Below are 18697 nucleotides of genomic sequence, written 5' to 3'. Positions count from 1 at the left end.
CCCAAACGCAAACTGCGTCTTTATTGAGACTGTTAGCTCGTCCAGTAGAGTTGTATCGGCTTGCGCGCGTGACGGAATACGGCGCGAACCGGCATTTCCTTTTCGTCGTCGCCTGCCAGTGCTTTCTCAAGCGTCGCCTGTTTAGCGGCACCTTCGATATGCAGAACCAGCATGTCTGCTTCCACCAGCAGCGGCAAAGTCAGTGTCAGACGCTTTTCGCCAGCACCTTCTGCATGAATTGGAAGAACCACAGCTTTGGTCTTTGGATCGATTGCCTGATCGAGCCTGTCGGCATTCGGGAAGAACGAAGCCGTGTGGCCATCATTGCCCATGCCAAGCACAACAACATCAAACGGACGATGCAGCGCGTCAATGCGGTTAGCTGCAGCAAGAGCAGCAGTTTCAGCCGTTGCTGCCGGATTATAAAGGCCGACAAATTTCGCAACACCTGCATGGTCGCGCAGCAGGTGATCGCGCACCAGCTTCTCGTTCGAGCGCTCATTGGTCGGAGCCACGAAGCGTTCATCAACAAGCGTGATGGTCACAAGCGTCCAGTCGATCATCTTGCGCGACAAAATATCGAACAGCTTAAGCGGCGTTGTGCCGCCGGAAACAGCGATTGTCGCATGTCCCCGCTCAGCGATAGCGCTCGACAGCTTGTCCGCAATTGCTTCAGAGAGCGACTGCGCTAGTTCTGTCCCGCTGGTAAAATCGTGCCGTTCGATGCTCATGCCGTACCTTTCAAGTCCATACGTCCAGAACGGGCGCAATCTCATTGGATATTCGCGCTCGTTCTTTCTTTTTTGGCACAAAGACTGATCCGGAAATGTCTGTCAACGTCTCCGGTCTCAGCATTTTCAGCTTTCGTGCCAGGTCCGACCGTCGCGCTCGATAAGAGCGATTGACGAGGATGGACCCCAAGTGCCTGACGTATAGCCCTGAACCTGCTGGTTGTTGACATCCCAACCCTTCAGAATTGGGTCAACCCAGCGCCATGCTGCTTCCACTTCATCACGACGCATGAACAGCGTCTGATTGCCGCGCACAACGTCCATAATCAAGCGTTCATAGGCATCCGGGTTACGTTCATTGAACGACTCGGCGAAGCTCATGTCGAGTGGAACGTGACGCAGACGCATGCCGCCCGGACCCGGATCCTTGATCATCAGCCACTGTTTCACACCTTCATCAGGCTGCAAACGGATGACGAGCTGGTTGGCCACGACCTTGCCTGCATTATCGCCAAAGATCGAATGCGGGATTGGCTTGAAGGTGACGACAATTTCCGAAACGCGCGAAGCAAGACGCTTGCCTGTGCGCATGTAGAATGGAACGCCAGCCCAGCGCCAATTGTCGATTTCGGCTTTCAGGGCAACGAAAGTTTCCGTGTTGCTGTCATCACTGCCGAGATCGTCGAGATAACCCTTAACTGGGCCACCTGCCGATGCACCGGCGCGATACTGGCCGCGAACTGTCACGTCTTCGACGTTGGCAGTGGTGATTGGCTTCAACGAACGCAGTACCTTGACCTTTTCGTCATGGACGGCATCGGCTTCGAGCGACGATGGTGGTTCCATGGCGACGAGGCAGAGAAGCTGGAGAATATGGTTCTGTACCATATCGCGCAGCGCGCCAGCGGTGTTGTAGTATCCGGCGCGGCCTTCGAGACCAACTTCTTCCGCAACCGTGATCTGGACATGGTCGATATGTGCAGAATTCCACAGTGGCTCATAAAGCGCATTGGCAAAGCGCAGAGCCATAAGGTTCTGAACGGTCTCTTTGCCAAGGTAATGGTCGATACGGAAAATCTGATCTTCGCGGAAAACGCTGCCGATTGTGTCGTTGAGTACATTGGCGGATTCGAGATCGCGGCCAATAGGCTTTTCAACGATGATGCGCGTGTCCCGGGTAATCAGGCCGTGTGATTTCAAACGGCTGGCAATGTCGCCAAACAGTGTTGGGCTGACAGCCAAATAGAAAGCGCGAATCTTTTCAGGTTTTTTGCCAATTGCTTCTTTCAGAGCGGCCCAGCCGTCTTCTGATTTTGCATCGACGGCAACATAGGAAAGGCGAGCAATGAACGTCTCGACTTCCTTGGCGTCAATTTCGGCAGACTTGACGTGTTCGTTGATCGCATCGCGCGCGAACTTGCGATATTCCTCATCGGTCATGGCACTGCGCGATGCACCAATGATGCGCGTTGGCTCACTGAGCTGACCCGCACGCTGACGCTGATACAGCGCAGGAATCAGTTTGCGTTCGGCAAGATCGCCGGAGCCACCAAAAACGATGCAATCGAAGGGCTCTACCGGTATTATCTGGCTGGTCATATATTGCTCTCTTCCAATTCTGACGCAAATCACCTTGCTCTTAGCAGATTGCGATTTTCGTGCATCATTTGTCTATAATCTAATCGATTTAAATTCAACACTCCAATGTAACATTCTCGCGAATGTTGCCAATTACAGCTGTCTTTGCCGTTTAGTTAACTGCATATGCACAGATGGCATGTTCAACATAGAGCCATATTTATGCCAGAACACATCTGTGAAGAACAAAGTTTACTGATTTGACGGGCGGATCATATCGCACATCCGCAAAAGGAGAATGACATGAAAAGGCTGCAAGATAAGGTTGCGATTATCACGGGTGCAGGATCGGGTTTCGGTTCTGCCATAGCGCGCCGTTTTGCAGCCGAAGGCGCAAACGTCGTGCTGGCTGATGTCAATGTAAAGCGTCTTGAGGATGAGGTAGCCGATATTGGCGAGAATGCATTGTCTGTTCAGGCGGATGTGTCCCGCAAAGACGATGTGGAACGGTTGGCACGTGCAGCTTTCGACAAGTTCGGTCGCATTGACATTATGGTCAATAATGCTGGCTTCACGCACCGCAATATGCCGCTGACCGATGTGGATGAGCATAATTTTGATCTTATCAATGCGGTCAATATGAAGGCGATTTATTATTCCACCCTGCTGGTTGCGCCGATCATGGAGCATCAGGGCGGCGGCGTGATTATCAATACGGCATCAGCTATGGCTAACCGTCCGCGCAAGGGGCTGACATGGTTTGCGGCCTCCAAAGGCTGGGTCGTGAGCGCGACCAAGGCGATGGCACTGGAATTGGCTGATAAGAATATCCGCGTCAATTGCATCTGCCCCGCAGAAAGCGACAGCGAAGCGTTGGGTATGTTCCTTGCAGAAGATACCCCGCAGGCGCGCAAAAGTCTTAAAGCCACCATTCCACTTGGCCGCTTTTCCAAGCCGGAAGACGTGGCAGAAGCCGCACTTTTCCTTGCTTCCGACGCGTCTTCAATGGTGACGGGAACCGCACTTAGCGTCGATGGCGGTTACTCGATCTAGAGCATTTCTGGTTCTTATTGAATCGTTGGAAATGTTCTATTTATTTGCACTTCCGCGCATCTTGTTCCGATCGTAGCGGGGGTAGAAATTAGTCCAGTGGACTGATTTCCCCGCGAAGGCGCTCCGCACTTTTCGGGATGCGCTCTAATAACCAGCTTCGCTCAGGAAGTCATTGAATATGGCTTCCAGTTTTTCGTGGCGTGCCGCTGCCATCTGGCTTCCGGTTTCAGTTTTGAAGCCGGAGGCAAGTTTGAAAAGCTTGGTGCGGAAGTGATCCAGCGCATAGCTTTTATCATCCAATGGGCGATTTTCGGCCATCGGATCGGTGCTATCGTAAAGTGCACTGCCCATGCGCCCTGCAATGTAAAAGCAGCGCGCGGCACCAATCACGCCAATCGCATCCAGCCGGTCTGCATCCTGCAATATCTTTGCCTCAAGCGTGCGCGTCTCGATATTGGCCGAAAAGCTGTGCGCCTCGATCACATGCGCGGTGGCGGTAATACGTTCTTCATTCCACCCAAGCTCACGCAGGAGATTGGACGCTTTTTCTGCGGCCAGTCCTGATGCGCGATGACGATCCGGCGAATTCTTTTCGACGCTGACGCAATCATGGAGCAGGGCGGCGGCGAAGAGTATTTCCGCGTCGCCACCTTCTGACTTTTGGATCGCAGCAGCATTTTTCCATACGCGCGCAATGTGGGACAGATCATGCGAGCCGTCGGCTTTTGCCTCCAGCGCATGCGGCAGAAGCTGTTCTGCCAGTGCATCGAAGGGCGCGAATGGTTGGAATGTCATGTTAGGCTTTCAAAAGGGACTCAATTGATGGGTGTACCTATTTCCACCATACGTCAGTTCTGTGAAGCCCGGCGCCAAACCATCCAGTTATAAAGCGCGCCCATCGCCATCAATATGCATGTGCCGATGAAGACGGCTGGCATTCCAATGCGTCCGCCGACAAAGCCGCCAGCGACAGGACCCGCAACCTGACCGACATATTGCGCCGAAACAGAAAGACCAAGCACACTACCCGCAACGCGATCAGGGACATTGTGCCGGATGACACTGCTGATGCAGGGTAAAAGGCCGCCGAGTGCCAAGCCCATCAGAAAACGCAGGCCGATGAGTTGCCATGCTTCGGTTACGAAAGCTTGTGGTATCAACAGCAATGCGGCAATTGCCAAAGCGCCAGTGATAACGCGGGTATGGCCGATACGATCTGCGAGACGGCCAAGACGCGAGGCAGACAGTATGCTGCCGAGTGCTGCCGCAGCCATCACGACACCTGAAATCAGGGTGACCTTGGCTTGGTCGTCCATCAGTTGCATCACATAGACGGTTATGATCGGCTCAATCGACATATTGGCGAACATCAGCAACATGCCGGTAGCCAGCATTGCAATGACCGGTCTGCGGTCTGGAATTGCTGCCCATATCGATTGTTTCTTCTGTTCTTTGTTGCGTTTGGGCGGTTTGCGGTCTTCGCGGATCAGAAATGTTGTCGCAAGAAAAGTCAGAAAGATCACGCTGCCAGCCAACCAGAAGGTTGCACGGATACCGATCAAAGGCGGCAACGCGCCGCCCAGCAACGGGCCAGCCAGATTGCCGCCCATAATGCCAGCAGACAATGCACCCAGCGCCCAGCCGGTTTTGTTCTTTGGCGTCTGGGTTGCAACGAGAATCATCGAACCCGATGAATAACCGCCCGCGATGCCTACAAACAGGCGCAGCGCTACCAACTGCCATATGTCAGTCACCATCCCCATCAACGACATGGCAATCGCCATGCCAAGGCTGGCGCGGATCAGCATCAGCTTGCGGCCATAAAGGTCGCCGAGCTTACCCCAGAACGGAGCCACAATAGCGGCCGCGAGAAAGGTTGCGCCATAAGCGATACCAGACCATTGCACGATAGCAGCTTCGTCAACTACGCCCAGCTGCGCCACATAAAGTGGTAGGAACGGTAGAAGCAGCGACATAGCAACAAGGGTGGTGAACGATCCGACGAGGCAGATAAGCAGGTTCTGCTTCCAGTAGCGTTCATGGGTTTCATCTGCGGCGGTAGCGCTCTGCGCATCCGCGTTGATTGTGGCCTTGCCGCCGCTTGTGGCGTGCTGGGTGCTCATGCTGTGTTCCGTTAGTTTTATGTATGATTGCATTGTATTCCATTTTGGGATACCAAAATGGAATACACACATGCGCTTGTCGCCGCGGCTTGTCAATTGGCCGCTTGCTAGAATTATTGAGGGTACAATGTCACAGATGCGTCAAGTCGAAGAGCAGCTTCGCGATATGATCCTTGGGCTTGAGTTGGGGCCGGGCGAGCGATTGACTGAACGTGCGATTGAAGCTCAGTTCAATGCATCACGCACGCCGATCCGCGCAGCGCTTTTGCGTCTTGAAGCTGAAGGTCTTGTGGGGCGGGAAGGGCGTGGATGGACCGTGTCACCGATCAATCTGGCGGAGATTGAACAGATCGGCGTTTATCGCGAGGCGCTGGAGATTGCCGCTCTTAACGTCACCTGCGCGCTGGACGATCGCAGTGGCGTGGAAACAATTGCTGAGATGCTCAACAGTTGTGATGCGACGAGCACACGCGAGGAATGGCATCGTGTGGGCATGGACTTTCACATCGAACTCGCGCGACTTTCCGGCAATGAGTTTCTGAGCCGTGGTGTTCGCGATGCCATGCAGCGGCTTTCGCGGGCGCGCTGGCTTGAAGTGCGCGATGCGGATGCGCTTGCGCGGGCATGGCAGCAGCATCACGCAATTCTGGATGCAGTTCGGGAAGGCGATGCTTCAAAAGCGATAGATTTGATGACATCGCATCTGGGAGGCAGCCGGTTACGCCTGATCGATAATCTGCGCGAAGACCGGCGCGGTTTGAAAGCGCGTGGCTTTGCGGTGGTTAGTGGTTAAAGCATTTCCAGCAAAAGTGCGAAGCGGTTTTGCGTAGGATAATGCTAAAAAACAAACCACTTTCACCATTCGGGCAGCTTGTGACCATCACGGTTAAAACGGGATGGTCGTCCCTCTTTGATTCCCACATCGCGCAGTAGATATTCCGGCGAATGTTCGCTGATGATGTAAGGGCTTGGCTTTGCCCTGAAAAAGCGTGCAATCCACGCACGAAGACTAAAAGGCGCTATTTTTTCAGGGCAAGCGGAAGCAATCGCTGATGAGTTGATCTCAACATCACGCATGGTCGGTCTCGATTTTTCTAAGTTTAAAGCCGAGTGGGAAGTTCGGCTGTCGATTAAATTCTGCCTATGCTTATGACTGAATAACGCGTTGTTTTCCAATTGAACGTCGATTATGATGCATAAGGAGAACTTATGTATTATGTCGAAAACTCTGCCGCCGCTCTCAGCCATTCGCGTTTTTGAATCCGCCTCCCGACATGCGAGCTTTACGCGTGCGGCGCAAGAGCTGGGAATGACGCAGGCTGCCGTCAGCTATCAGATCAAGCTGCTGGAAGAACGCGTCGGCGCACCGCTTTTTCTGCGCAAACCGCGACAGGTGGAGTTGACCGAACTGGGCAAGCGCCTGGCACCTCAGATCAACGAAGCGTTTGAAACAATGCGCACGGCATTTGCATCGGCGCGTGAAGATACGCAGGGCGTGTTGACGATCAGTGCCGTGGTGACGTTTGCAGCCAACTGGCTGGTGCAACGCTTGGGGTCGTTTCAGATGCAGCATCCGTCACTGGCTGTCAGGCTTGATACATCCAACGATATGATCGATTTTTCGACCTCGAATATAGACATGGCCATTCGCAGTGGCAGAGGCGACTGGCCGGAACTCGACGCGCATGAGCTTATCAAAGCGCAGTTCTCGCCAATGCTTAGTCCGAAGCTTATAGAGTCGGTCGGAGGTATTAAAGAGCCTGCGGATTTATTGCGCCTTCGTGCCGTTGATCCCACCGACCCATGGTGGAAAATCTGGTATGAAGCAGCTGGAATTGAAGATCCAAAAATACAGGGCAATGCATTTAGCCGTTATGGTGCGCAGCATCTTGAAGGCCGTGCAGCCGCTGCTGGGCAAGGCGTGGGTATCCTGACGCCTGCTTTTCACGAAGCAGAACTTGCATCCGGCCAACTGATACAGCCTTTTGATCTTCTTTGCGATGATGGACAGGCCTACTGGTTGGCTTATCCAAAAGCACGAAAGAATATGCCCAAAATCCGCGCATTTCGCGAATGGATTTTGGGCGAATTATCGAAAAAGAATTAGCCCATCAGATAGCGGAAAAAGCCCGCCGAGCAGATACCGATGATGACGGTTGGCAGCATCGAAAAACGCGTTGCAGCAAGAATGGTGATCGCAAGCGCTGCTAGATCAGCCGGCTTGTCTGACACGAAATCAGGCGCGATAACCGAAATCAGCACGCAGCCGGGTGCTGCTTCCATTATGGCTGTTGCGCGCTTGCTGAGTGTGCGATTGCGCAAAAGAATATATCCGCCGATGCGCGTGAGATAGGTAACACCTGCCATCAGAACGATGGCTGCAACTGCTAATGGATCAATCATTGTCGTCACCTGCAAGGACATAAGCTGCAATCAAGCCGGAAATCGCACCGGCTGCGACATACCACGCGCCGGGAATGGTGAGGTAAGTAACGGCTGCAACAACAAGGCTGACGAGCCATGGGCGTGCAGCGGCAACACCTTTCCACATGCCTGCCAGCAGTACGAGGAAGACGGCCGGGAAGGCCATGTCAAATCCATAGGGACGCAGATCGCCCATCATTGGGCCAAAGGCAGCGCCGAGCGTAGTGAAAAATACCCATGCGACGTAGAACGGCACCGCAACACCAGCATAGAATTTCAGGCTGAGAGCAGGATTGATACCTTTGGCCTTGCGGCGTCTGGCATCAGCAATCCCGATAGCCCAGCTTTCATCACACATCAGAAACAGTGTTGCGAAAGCTTTGCGCTTCGGCAGATGGCGGATGAAGGGAGCAAGTGCTGCGCCCATCAGCAGATGGCGACTGTTGACCAGAAACGTAATCGCGGCGATTAGCAGAATATGCGGCGGGGACGTCCAGAGCTGGATGGCTGCAAATTCAGAGCCGCCTGCAAAGTTGAGGCCAGTCATCAATGGGACTTCAACAATGCTCAGCCCTTTTTGCGTCGCAAGCGCACCCAGAACCACCGCATAGGGAATGATGCCTAGCAGAACTGGAAAGCCCGCAACGGCACCCCGGCGAAACTCCGAGTTGCGTGCAGTCTTGCTTTTCTGCGGTGCGTAGTCTTGCGAAATATCCATATAAATTCCGTTGGCGGGCCTTTAGGCTGCCCCTCATGCATTGCGTGATCTGCTTGATCGATGGGCAATGTAGCCAATGTCTCGCGCAATCGGGTTGCAAAGATCGCTCTTATGCATCAATATTTGGCACAGAATGCCAATATTATTTGCAGAAATGGAATTGAGAGCCAATGAAGCTGGATGACATCGATCGACGGATTCTTCGCGTGCTTCAGCGCAATGGTCGAATTGCGAACAATGATCTGGCGCGGGAAGTGGGGCTGTCGCCGTCGCCGTGTTTGCGCCGCGTTCGGCTTTTAGAAGAGGCGGGTGTGATTGACCGCTATGTTGCTGTGCTTAATCCAGCTAAGATCGGCAAAGGGCTGACCTTCTTTGTGCGCATTCGTCTTGACCAGCAGGACGAAGAAACACTGCAAACATTTGCCAAAGCGATTTTGAAACTGCCGCAGGTGGTTGAATGTTATTTCATGCTCGGCGATTTCGATGCAATGATCCGCGTTGTAGCAGCGGATATTGAAGACTATCGCCGGTTTCAGTCAGAGCATCTTAGCCGTATCAAAGGCGTGCAAAGCCTGAAAACTGACGTTCCAAGCCAGACGGTTAAGCAGGTCTCCGAAATCCCTGTTTAAAACAATTGATATTCGGGCTCTGTCGGCCTGCAAATGTCACCTTCTTGCGCTTCCGGTGCTCATGTACCTTTAAGTACACTCCGCTCCGGTTCTCAGAATGCACCATTTTCGGCACGACAGAGCCCGAATCTCAAGTGTTTTAGCAACAAAAAACGGCCCGGAATGACCGGGCCGTTTGTAGTTCATTAGGCTGCGAGGGTCGCGCTGTCGATGACAAAGCGGTACTTCACATCGCTCTTCTGCATACGTTCATATGCATTTTCGATATCCTGAATAGCAATCATTTCGATGTCAGAAACGATGCCCTTTTCAGCGCAAAAATCGAGCATTTCCTGCGTTTCAGCAATGCCACCGATAAGCGAACCGGCAATCGAACGGCGCTTGAAGATCAGCGCAGCCACGCTTGGCGATGGATGCGCATGTTCAGGCACGCCAACGAGCGTCAAAGTGCCGTCACGCTTCAGAAGCTGCGTGAAGGCATCAAGATTGTGGCTGGCTGCAACAGTGTTGAGAATGAAGTCAAAGCTATTGGCATGAGCTTTCATCTCTTCTTCGTTGCGCGATACGATCACTTCGTCCGCACCGAGCGCTTTTGCGTCTTCACGCTTGCTTTCGGATGTGGTGAAAGCGACCGTGTGAGCGCCGAGCGCATGTGCAAGCTTGATGCCCATATGCCCGAGGCCACCGATGCCGACGATACCCACCTTCATGCCCGGACCAACGCGCCAGTGACGCAGAGGCGACCATGTCGTGATGCCTGCGCAGAGCAGCGGTGCAACCGCTGCAAGCTGTTCTTTCGGATGGCTGATCTTGAGGACGAACTTGTCCTTCACAACGATCTGCTGCGAATAGCCGCCCAGCGTGTGGCCGGGTGCGTCTGACGTTGGCGAATTATAGGTGCCCGTGAAGCCATGTTCGCAATATTGTTCCAGTCCGTCATCGCAGGCATAGCAATGCTGGCAGCTGTCGACCATGCAGCCGACGCCGACTGTATCGCCAACTTTAAACTTGCTGACATTTGCGCCAACAGCTGTGACATGGCCGACGATTTCGTGGCCGGGAACGCAAGGATAGACCGTGCCGCCCCATTCCGAGCGCACCTGATGGAGATCGGAATGGCAGACGCCGCAATAAGCGATTGCGATCTGAACATCGTCTGCACCCGGATCGCGGCGGGTAATGTCGATCGGTTCAAGTGGCTTGTCACCGGCATAAGCACCATAGGCTTTAACGACCATGAGGTTGCTCCTTGTTGTGGTTGGGGATGAGCGCATATGGATGCGCGTCACTCAATCTGAAATCTCGTTTAGCGCCGCTCGATGTTCGGACGAGGAATATGATCAAACCTTTGAGACAGGTTCATGAAGGGTAGCACCCATCGTCCTATAAAAATTGCCGAGTCGGCAGGAGAGCTAAGATGGAGCGAAATAGGAAAAAGGAAAGAGGGAGTTTGAAGTTACTGGTCACAAATGCGTGCGCCGAGTGCTTCAATTTCCGTATCTGAAAAGACCTCTATGCCATTGCTGCGCAGAAGCGTTGCGGTAACACCCGCGCCTGAATGTTTTTGCCCTGCAAAATTGCCATCATAGATCAGGCGACTGCCGCAGGATGGGCTGCCATCAATCAGCAGCGCAAAGCGGCAGTCATTTGCGCGGGCAACGGCGAGCGCCGCACGAGCGCCAGCGACGAATTGTGCGGTAACATCCTTGCCGTTTTCTTCAACTACCCGGCCTTCGCCCGCGAGTACCGCCTCGCCATTGCTGCCTTCGGCAATTTCTGCCGATGGGCGCGGTACGCTGAACCCGGCCATGAGTTCCGGACAAACGCTGACCAGCCGACCTTCAGAACGCCACTGATCGATCAGCGGATGATTGAGCGGCTTTGCCGATCCGTTGTAACGGACCGGATGTCCTGCGAGGCAGGCGCTGATCAATATTTTGCCGCTCATGGTCTGGACTTTCGTTCAGGGATGCGGATTGGGGAAACCGTGCCGCTCGGAAAGCACTGCCATAATCGCATCCTTGTCGGAAACAAATGCATTGCCTTCATATTCGCCTGTCTGATGGACCGAATGCTGGCCTTTCGTCAATATCAGCAAAGGTAAAGATTGGTTTTCTTCACCCACAAGCGCGATCACGTCATGTCGTGGTCTTGGCCAGGCGATACGCTTGATGTCGAGGTTTTTGCCGAGCTGTGGAAAGGAAGCGAGCACGCCTTCCATAAGCGCACAATGCTCGCAGTAAAATGTCTGGCCCGGATAGGCTGGATCTTCAAAGCCCGGCGTCAGAAGGAAAAGTGTGTCGCGGTTCATGTGCTTGATCTCGCATTGTTCGGGGAAATTACTTTTATGACCATGCCTTTTAGGGTCGCAATAAGTATTTCATATGTCTAAGTTGCAATGTGCCTTATTCATTTGAAAGTTCAATCAAGACCAAGCGAGTTTAGATGCAGCACACCTCCGCCAGTCACGCCAACAGAGATTGGTTGAAGCAGCTTCTGGCATTTAAACCTGCGAAGTGGGTGTGGGGGCGATCAATACGTGCTGGAATTGGCGTTGGTTTACCGCTGGCAATAGGCATCTCGACCGGACATGTAGCTGAATCGCTCTTTGTTTCTATGGGATCTTTGACACAGGCGCCCGGTGAACGCGATGAGGCTTATCAATTCACATTTCTTAAAATTGCTATTTCGGCACTTTGCGGTGCCATAGGGCTGCTGCTTGGATATCTGGGCTTTCTGCCATGGATTGCCATTATCGGCATTATGATGGTTCTCGCATTTTTCTCGACCATCATCAGCTTTCATAGCAGCGTGCTGTCTTCGGGTTGCATGATGATTTTGATGTTCGGGACAATTGCTTTGTGCAATCCGGATATCAAATCATTCATTCCGTTGGCAGGTTTCTTTATTCTTGGTTCTGCTTTTTATGCGGTTATGCTGGGTATTGAAGCGCTTTTTAGTGGAAATTCCCCGCGACGGAAACTCCTGATAAAGCTGTTAAGTGCACTGCAAAAACTCGCGCAGGCGCGCGCTGATGGCACAATGCTCGAAGCGGACCGAGAGCAGGTGACGACTCTTCTAGATTCACTCTATCAGATGATGTTGGAGACACGATTCAATGCTTGGGGAGCCAGCCCACAGAGCGAGCAAACGGCTGCAATTGTCCATAAGGCAGATGCTTTATTCACGCTGGTTCTTGGGACAGATAAAATCGATGTGTTGAAAAAGGCTGCCAGCAATCTTGCTCTCATGCATGACATGCTTGCCACCAAAGGCAGTATTGATCGACAGCAGATCGAAACTGATGAAGGGCGGATCGGAGATGCCGTTGCGCAGCTCGCCGAAAGCATCACGAATAAACGCGCCTTTGTTCTTGATAACATGAATGTGCAAACACCGCAGACTGCGCCGCTTTTTGAGCGACTGCGCATGACGGTGGATATTATGAGTGTTGGCAAAGACACGATTCTTTCGGCCCTTGCCTTTGCGATTTGTCTGGGAATTGGCCTGTCATTTAATTTTATCGATCGGGTGACGCATTGGTACTGGATACCGATGACCATCGTAATCGTCATGCGCCCAGATCTGGGCTCTGTTTTTGGAAGAACGATATTGCGCTGCATCGGAACCAGTGCAGGTGTGCTGATCGGTGCCGCGATCTTGATTTTCGTGCCGCTTGGCGTGACCTTTGTTGTGGTCCTGACGGCCATTGCCTTTTTGATGCCGTGGGCGATCCAGAAGTCTTATGCCTTGTTTGCAATGGTTTTGACGCCGCTTGTTCTCGTGTTGATTGACTATGTCAGCCCCGAAACAAAGGAAGCCAATTATGCTATCTGGCGTTTCGTTGATACCCTGACAGGCGGCTTAATTGTAATTGTTTTCGGATATTTGGTTTGGCCAAAGCGAAAATATGAGACTTTTGAACGCTGTTTTACTGCCGCGCGAACGGCGATTGTCCACTATCTGGGGCAAGTGCTGAACAGTTCAAAAAAGACTGGTGTGAAGGACGAAGCCGTCAATCTCATTGCTGCACGCAGACTAGCCTATGGCAAGCTTGCAGACATGCGGGCAACCTTGCAGAAAGCGCTGGGTGATCCGCCGCCTGCGGGATTGCAAGCCATTGTCTGGTATCCGGTTATTACGTCGATGGAGCGCTTGTGTGATGCCATCACTTCCTACTCTATTACAGATGTAGAAACGGAATATGCGGCCCATGGTGAGGCACTCGATCAGCTTGTTTCTGAACTCAAAGCCATTGGTAAAACCGTGCAGCTGGATGAAAACGCATCATCGGCAGATGGCGACACAGATGACATTGCTGTGAAATTTATCACGAATATGCAATCTGAAATCGCGCATCTAAACGATTGGCATCATAAGGCTTTGGCTGGCAGAACCTTATAAGTGCGCTTCATTGAGTGTTTGTTCAAGCGTGGCCGCCAGCTCAAAAAAACGCTGGCGCACCATGGGGGCAAAGTCATTTGCACGCTCAATGGCGTGGAAAACCTCCGGTGCATCATGGCGCACCATGCCGACCGCCTGCATGATCAGATCGAAGCTCTTCGTCGTCATGCGCGTTGGCAATGGCTCCATCTGCACCAACACTTTTGCGATCAGATGCGTGAGCCCCTGAACCATGGCCGCATCGCGATCATGGTCTTCGGGTGTTGTCATAATTACATCAAGCGCCAGTTGCTTGCGCAAGAATGCGCCGATGCGAAGCGCTTGCGTGCCGCGAACCGGACAAATGGCAATCTTCAGACCAGCGATCCCATTGCGTGCACTTTGCGGGCCAAACAGAGGATGCGTGGCGACAATATCTACATGATCCGGCAGGCCCTTGAGCATGATACTGGCCGGGCCAACCTTCACCGACCCCACATCCATAACCAGCGCGCCGGGCCGCAGATGTGGCGCAATAGCTCTAACAACACCTTCGAGAGTTGATACGGGTGTTGCCAGAATAACGATGTCGCAACCGGCTGCATCTTCGATTGTCGCAAGTGTTACCGATAGCGCGCCAGCAACATTATCTAGGCTTGCGACAGGATCATAAGCATACAGCCGGTAATATGGGCTGAGGTAACGGGCGATGAGCTGCCCGAATGCACCGAAGCCGATAATGCCGATTTTTTTATGCTGATGATTTTCGTCGAAAGACATAGACTGACCTCTGAATGGCTGGATCGCCAGAGGCACCGTCTTCAAACTAAACCGCTGGCAATGCAGCGGTTGAACTATGACAAAGCAAAACCACCGCTATATGAGCGGGGCGTAATAAGACCGAGTGTTGATGAGCGCTTTAATCATGGTGCTTTGCTATTCCTGACGGGCCGCATTGTCAATGGACGAATGCGACCTTGCAGGTTTGATTAGTCAGAGGTTAGTCACGCCGCCATCAACTCGAATTTCTGATCCGACGACGAATGTGGATTCATCAGAGGCGAGAAATACTGCGGCTTTCGCAAGCTCAATGGGACGTCCCATTCGTCCAATTGGCACGAGTTTGTGTATATCCGCACGTAAGGCTTCTTCTGCAGCGGCAGCTAGTCCTAGCTTGCCAAAAGCCGGGGTTTCCGTCGGACCGGGACTGAGGCCGTTCACGCGGATGCCGCGATCAACAAGCTCGCCTGAAAGTGTCCGCGCGAGCGACAAAAGCCCGGCTTTGCTGGCGGCATAGACACTGCTTTGCGGCAAGCCGATATGTGCGCTGGCCGATCCGCACAGGATGACAGATGAGGGATTGGCAAGAAGTGGTAGCAACGCTTTGATGAGAAAGAATGGCCCTTTCAGATTGATCGCCATCAGGCGGTCATAGGCTTCTTCGGAAAAGTCCTGCAGCGGGCTATGGGTGACGTCGCCCGCATTGATGTAAAGGGCATCCAGGCGCGGCCACTGTTCCGCAAGCATTTTTGCAAGCTGCTCCTGTGCTGCGACATCTCCTGAATCACTTTGTATTTTGAGAACACTGTCAGGCAGCTCACGAGCCGCCGCTTCCAGGCCTTCCGCCTTACGGCCTGTAATGGCCACGGTCGCCCCTTCAAGGGCGAACTGTCTGGCGGTTTCAAGCCCGATACCGCTCGTGCCGCCTGTGATAAGCGCATATTTTCCTTCGAGACGACCCATAGTTTACCTTTCTGCAGTCGAAGCATTTAGCTTCCGGGAGAAAGGACATTGTGTCCATTAGTATCTAATGTATAGTAGGCACCAATTTGGTACTAAAGGAATAATTTTCTAATCTGAGGATCGGGCCTATGGGCGACATGTCCGAAAATGCGTCGACCGACACACGCTGCCCGATGGTGGATTTTGTCAATCTTATCGCGGGTAAATGGGCGATACCGATCCTGTATCGCTTGATCGTTACGGATGGTCCTATCCGTTTTGGTGAATTGCAGCGTGCTGTCGCGCCGATCACCCAGAAAGAACTGACGCGGCAGTTGCGGTTGTTTGAAACGCGCGGTTTGATCACTCGTGCCGTTTACCCGGAAATGCCGCCAAGAGTGGAATACGAGGTGACACCGCTGGGAAAAACCTTGCGTGACACGCTCGATTCACTCGCTTGTTGGATGCAGAAAAACGGCACATCTCTTAAGAGATAAATGTTATATCCGATCCATCAGCGCATACCATGACAGCGCAACGAAAAGCAGCGGTGCGCGCAGCGTGCGTCCGCCGGGGAAGGCGGGAATGCGCAGCTCTTCAAAGAGTTTGAGCTTCTCGCGCTTGCCGCTGATCGCTTCTGCATAAAGCCTGCCCATGTAGTTGGCGAGCATTACGCCATGGCCGGAATAACCGCCCGCCGCGATAACGCCCGGCATCACTTCGCGCACATAGGGTTGTCGCGGCATGGTGATGCCAACAGAACCGCCCCATGCCTGTGTGATTTCGACTTTGTCGAGCGCAGGATAGATTTCGGCGATCTGTCGGCGGATATGCTCGCTGATGTCTCGTGGATTGTCAGCTGTATAGGCTTCACGACCACCAAACAGCAGGCGACCATCTTTTGATTTGCGGAAATAGCGCACCACAAAGCGGGAGTCATCCACCGACTCTCCGCCGGGAATAATCGGGCTATTATCACCCAAAGGAGCTGTCGCGCCGATAAACGAACGGATCGGCATGACATGGGATGCACTTGTTGGTTCAAGATCGCCGCCATGCGCGTTGACGGCAAGAAACGCGTGCTTTGCTGAGATCGTTCCGCGCGCTGTTTCGACTTGGACACGACCACTTGCCGTGGTGATTTTGGTGGCTTTGGTGTTCTCAAAAATATGTGCGCCAGCCTCTGCGGCAACTCTCGCCAGCCCAATCAGCAATTTGAGCGGATGAATATGCCCCGTACCAGCATCATAGGCACCACCGTGATAGCGACTTGAGCCGAGAAGCGAGGCCATTTCATCGCGCTCGACATATCGAATATGGGGATAGTTGAACCGCGTTGCCATCTGCTCCGCATGGTCGCGGTAATGCTTCAAATATCGTGGTTTATGTGCCGCAGAAATTTGACCGGGCATATATTCCATATCGATATTGTGTTCGCGGGCAAAGCCAAGCAGATGCGCCTTGGCTTCTTCCGCAACATCAAACAGTGCCTTTGCCCGTTCAAGGCCATATTGCTTTTCGAGATCTTCGGCCCATGTGCGCTGACCTGTTCCGAACTGCCCACCATTACGCCCGGATGCGCCGTCGCCAAAACGGGCGGCCTCAATCAGAACGACATCGGCCCCCTGCTTTGCGAGATGATACGCCGCCGAAAGCCCGGTATATCCACCACCGATGACGACGACATCCGCCTGTCGCGCGCCATCCAATTCGGGATATTGCGGTCGTTCCGCTACGCTCGCTTCGTACCAGGAGACGCCGGGCGAGATTGGGCTTTGATAGGGCATTTGGAACCGGTCAGACGTTGAGCAGCAGGAACTCGCGTTCCCACGGGCTGATAACTTCCATGAAAGTTTCGAACTCGGCACGCTTGATTGCCGCGTAAGTCGTGACGAATGAACTGCCAAACAGGTTGCGCAGTTCCTGATCGTTTTCAAACAGCTCCACCGCATCAATCAGGCCGCGTGGCAGATCAATTTCTTTGGTGTTGACGCTGGTCGAGGCGGGTTGATCTGCCTCGATCTTGTTCACCAAGCCGATCAGACCACATGCCAGCGATGCGGCGAGCGCAAGATATGGGTTTGCATCTGACGATGGAATGCGGTTTTCGACGCGACGACCACCCGGCTCAGAACGTGGTACGCGGAATGCGGTCGTGCGATTGTCGTAACCCCACTTCACATTGACGGGTGCCGAAGCCGATGGCGTCAGACGACGATAGGAATTCACATAAGGCGCGAACATCACAAGCGCATTGGGAACGTGGCGTTGCATGCCGCCGATGAAGTGGCGGAAGGCTTCGCTTTCCGTACCGTCTTCATTGGAGAAAATGTTGCGTCCGGTCTTCTTATCGACAATTGACTGGTGGATATGCATGGCTGAACCCGGCTGGCCCTGAATAGGCTTAGCCATGAAGGTTGCATACATATCGTGCTTGAGAGCCGCTTCGCGAATTGTGCGTTTGAACAAGAAGACCTGATCGGCCAGTTCAACCGGATCACCATGGCGCAGGTTGATTTCAAGCTGGGCTGCACCTTCTTCGTGGATCAGCGTATCAATCTCGAGACCCTGACCTTCGGAGAAGTGGTAAATATCGTCGATCAGTTCGTCGAACTCGTTGACGCCTGCAATCGAATAACCTTGTCCGCCACCAATTGCACGGCCGGAACGGCCCACTGGTGGGGTGAGCGGGTAATCCGGGTCCGGATTTTTTCGAACCAGGTAGAATTCGATTTCCGGTGCCACAACAGGTTTGAGGCCGCGTTTGCTATAAGCAGCCACGACCGAGCGCAGCACATTACGCGGCGTGAACTCTACCGCACGGCCATCCTGATAAACCAGATCGCAGATAACCTGCGCCGTCGCATCAGATTCCCACGGCACTGCCGACAGCGTGGAAAGATCGGGCAGGAGCCGCAGATCGCCATCATCTTCCGGATATTGGAATCCGTGGCCATCTTCCGGGTAGTCACCCGAAATGGTGGTCATAAACACAGCAGAAGGCAATGCCAGTGAGGTGTTCGACGTAAACTTTTTAGAGGGCATCATCTTACCACGGGCAACGCCTGCCTGATCTGGTGTGATGCATTCGATGTCTTCGATGTCGCGCCATGCCAGCCATTCGGTGGCCTGCTTCCAGTTTTTCACACCGCGAAGCGATTTGACATGGGGTGGAGTACGGCGACGCGGCGCACGCGTTGCCTTTTTTTCCGTCGTATCAGCTGACATCCAACACCAAAAAATGATTTCGTATGTTCTTATGATAGCCGCGCAAAGTCGCGTTGACAAATGAAGCTTTTCAGAAAATCGCAGTTAAATTCGGGGGATGGGGTCGTT

At 53.2% G+C, this 18697-nt stretch carries 20 protein-coding genes; 6 read left to right on the top strand and 14 right to left on the bottom strand.

Annotated features, from left to right (window positions below):
- Window positions 1-32 precede the first annotated feature (32 nt).
- The gene (gene pgl / locus ACOZHT_RS07345; protein WP_339509653.1) at window positions 33-731 is read right to left on the bottom strand and encodes a 6-phosphogluconolactonase; all 699 of its coding nucleotides are present in this window, start codon (window positions 729-731) and stop codon (window positions 33-35) included.
- A 126-nt stretch (window positions 732-857) separates the two neighbouring features.
- Complete coding sequence (gene zwf, locus ACOZHT_RS07340) at window positions 858-2330, bottom strand: glucose-6-phosphate dehydrogenase (protein ID WP_421565541.1); 1473 nt, start codon at window positions 2328-2330, stop codon at window positions 858-860.
- A 282-nt stretch (window positions 2331-2612) separates the two neighbouring features.
- Here zwf and ACOZHT_RS07335 point away from each other — a divergent pair, with 282 nt between their 5' ends.
- On the top strand, window positions 2613-3362 hold the full coding sequence (locus ACOZHT_RS07335; RefSeq protein ID WP_421565540.1) for an SDR family oxidoreductase: 750 nt from the start codon (window positions 2613-2615) through the stop codon (window positions 3360-3362).
- A gap of 144 nt (window positions 3363-3506) precedes the next feature.
- Here ACOZHT_RS07335 and ACOZHT_RS07330 read toward each other — a convergent pair whose 3' ends face one another.
- Both ACOZHT_RS07330 and ACOZHT_RS07325 read right to left on the bottom strand, forming a co-directional pair.
- Window positions 3507-4157, bottom strand: a complete 651-nt coding sequence (locus ACOZHT_RS07330) for an HD domain-containing protein (protein ID WP_421565539.1) — start codon at window positions 4155-4157, stop codon at window positions 3507-3509.
- A 53-nt stretch (window positions 4158-4210) separates the two neighbouring features.
- On the bottom strand, window positions 4211-5518 hold the full coding sequence (locus tag ACOZHT_RS07325) for a multidrug efflux MFS transporter (protein WP_421565538.1): 1308 nt from the start codon (window positions 5516-5518) through the stop codon (window positions 4211-4213).
- Between the two features lie 94 nt (window positions 5519-5612).
- Between ACOZHT_RS07325 and ACOZHT_RS07320 the strand changes: the two genes are divergently transcribed.
- Entirely contained in the window at window positions 5613-6278 is a 666-nt protein-coding gene (locus ACOZHT_RS07320; RefSeq protein ID WP_421565537.1) for a GntR family transcriptional regulator, read from the top strand.
- A gap of 62 nt (window positions 6279-6340) precedes the next feature.
- Here ACOZHT_RS07320 and ACOZHT_RS07315 read toward each other — a convergent pair whose 3' ends face one another.
- A complete protein-coding gene (locus ACOZHT_RS07315; protein ID WP_421565536.1) occupies window positions 6341-6562 on the bottom strand; it encodes a hypothetical protein in 222 nt (73 codons plus the stop codon).
- Between the two features lie 139 nt (window positions 6563-6701).
- Here ACOZHT_RS07315 and ACOZHT_RS07310 point away from each other — a divergent pair, with 139 nt between their 5' ends.
- A complete protein-coding gene (locus tag ACOZHT_RS07310; RefSeq protein ID WP_421565535.1) occupies window positions 6702-7592 on the top strand; it encodes a LysR substrate-binding domain-containing protein in 891 nt (296 codons plus the stop codon).
- Here the strand turns inward: ACOZHT_RS07310 and ACOZHT_RS07305 are convergent.
- Window positions 7589-7888 (bottom strand): AzlD family protein, encoded by a 300-nt coding sequence (locus ACOZHT_RS07305; protein WP_421565534.1) that lies wholly within the window; start codon window positions 7886-7888, stop codon window positions 7589-7591. The genes ACOZHT_RS07310 and ACOZHT_RS07305 overlap by 4 nt on opposite strands.
- The gene (locus ACOZHT_RS07300) at window positions 7881-8627 is read right to left on the bottom strand and encodes an AzlC family ABC transporter permease (RefSeq protein ID WP_421565533.1); all 747 of its coding nucleotides are present in this window, start codon (window positions 8625-8627) and stop codon (window positions 7881-7883) included. Before ACOZHT_RS07300 ends, ACOZHT_RS07305 begins: the two co-directional genes overlap by 8 nt.
- A gap of 170 nt (window positions 8628-8797) precedes the next feature.
- On the opposite strand from ACOZHT_RS07300, the gene ACOZHT_RS07295 reads away from it, so the two are divergent.
- Window positions 8798-9256: an Lrp/AsnC family transcriptional regulator gene (locus tag ACOZHT_RS07295; RefSeq protein WP_094508151.1), complete on the top strand. Its 459-nt coding sequence runs from the start codon at window positions 8798-8800 to the stop codon at window positions 9254-9256.
- 185 nt (window positions 9257-9441) lie between these two features.
- Here the strand turns inward: ACOZHT_RS07295 and ACOZHT_RS07290 are convergent, their stop codons facing one another.
- The 3 genes from ACOZHT_RS07290 to ACOZHT_RS07280 form a co-directional block, all read right to left on the bottom strand.
- The gene (locus ACOZHT_RS07290; RefSeq protein WP_421565532.1) at window positions 9442-10494 is read right to left on the bottom strand and encodes an NAD(P)-dependent alcohol dehydrogenase; all 1053 of its coding nucleotides are present in this window, start codon (window positions 10492-10494) and stop codon (window positions 9442-9444) included.
- A gap of 218 nt (window positions 10495-10712) precedes the next feature.
- A complete protein-coding gene (locus tag ACOZHT_RS07285) occupies window positions 10713-11204 on the bottom strand; it encodes a DUF523 domain-containing protein (protein ID WP_421565531.1) in 492 nt (163 codons plus the stop codon).
- Window positions 11205-11219: 15 nt separating this feature from the next.
- On the bottom strand, window positions 11220-11567 hold the full coding sequence (locus ACOZHT_RS07280) for a DUF3088 domain-containing protein (RefSeq protein ID WP_339509642.1): 348 nt from the start codon (window positions 11565-11567) through the stop codon (window positions 11220-11222).
- A 134-nt stretch (window positions 11568-11701) separates the two neighbouring features.
- Between ACOZHT_RS07280 and ACOZHT_RS07275 the strand changes: the two genes are divergently transcribed.
- The gene (locus tag ACOZHT_RS07275; RefSeq protein WP_421565530.1) at window positions 11702-13660 is read left to right on the top strand and encodes an FUSC family protein; all 1959 of its coding nucleotides are present in this window, start codon (window positions 11702-11704) and stop codon (window positions 13658-13660) included.
- On the opposite strand, the gene ACOZHT_RS07270 is transcribed toward ACOZHT_RS07275, so the two are convergent.
- Both ACOZHT_RS07270 and ACOZHT_RS07265 read right to left on the bottom strand, forming a co-directional pair.
- Window positions 13655-14419 (bottom strand): prephenate dehydrogenase, encoded by a 765-nt coding sequence (locus ACOZHT_RS07270; protein WP_339509640.1) that lies wholly within the window; start codon window positions 14417-14419, stop codon window positions 13655-13657. The two genes, ACOZHT_RS07275 and ACOZHT_RS07270, sit on opposite strands and share 6 nt — an antisense overlap.
- A 213-nt stretch (window positions 14420-14632) precedes the next feature.
- A complete protein-coding gene (locus ACOZHT_RS07265; RefSeq protein ID WP_421565529.1) occupies window positions 14633-15382 on the bottom strand; it encodes an SDR family oxidoreductase in 750 nt (249 codons plus the stop codon).
- A gap of 128 nt (window positions 15383-15510) precedes the next feature.
- Between ACOZHT_RS07265 and ACOZHT_RS07260 the strand changes: the two genes are divergently transcribed.
- Complete coding sequence (locus ACOZHT_RS07260) at window positions 15511-15858, top strand: winged helix-turn-helix transcriptional regulator (RefSeq protein WP_421565528.1); 348 nt, start codon at window positions 15511-15513, stop codon at window positions 15856-15858.
- Between the two features lie 3 nt (window positions 15859-15861).
- On the opposite strand, the gene ACOZHT_RS07255 is transcribed toward ACOZHT_RS07260, so the two are convergent.
- Together ACOZHT_RS07255 and ACOZHT_RS07250 are read right to left on the bottom strand one after the other, a co-directional pair.
- Window positions 15862-17148 (bottom strand): NAD(P)/FAD-dependent oxidoreductase, encoded by a 1287-nt coding sequence (locus tag ACOZHT_RS07255; RefSeq protein ID WP_421565527.1) that lies wholly within the window; start codon window positions 17146-17148, stop codon window positions 15862-15864.
- A 10-nt stretch (window positions 17149-17158) separates the two neighbouring features.
- A complete protein-coding gene (locus ACOZHT_RS07250; protein ID WP_339509636.1) occupies window positions 17159-18589 on the bottom strand; it encodes a glutamine synthetase family protein in 1431 nt (476 codons plus the stop codon).
- Window positions 18590-18697: the final 108 nt, after the last annotated feature.

This window comes from Ochrobactrum sp. EDr1-4 (genome assembly GCF_049199085.1).
GTDB lineage: Bacteria > Pseudomonadota > Alphaproteobacteria > Rhizobiales > Rhizobiaceae > Brucella.
Note: the sequence above shows the minus strand (reverse complement) of the source record. Positions and strands in the feature narration are given on the sequence as shown.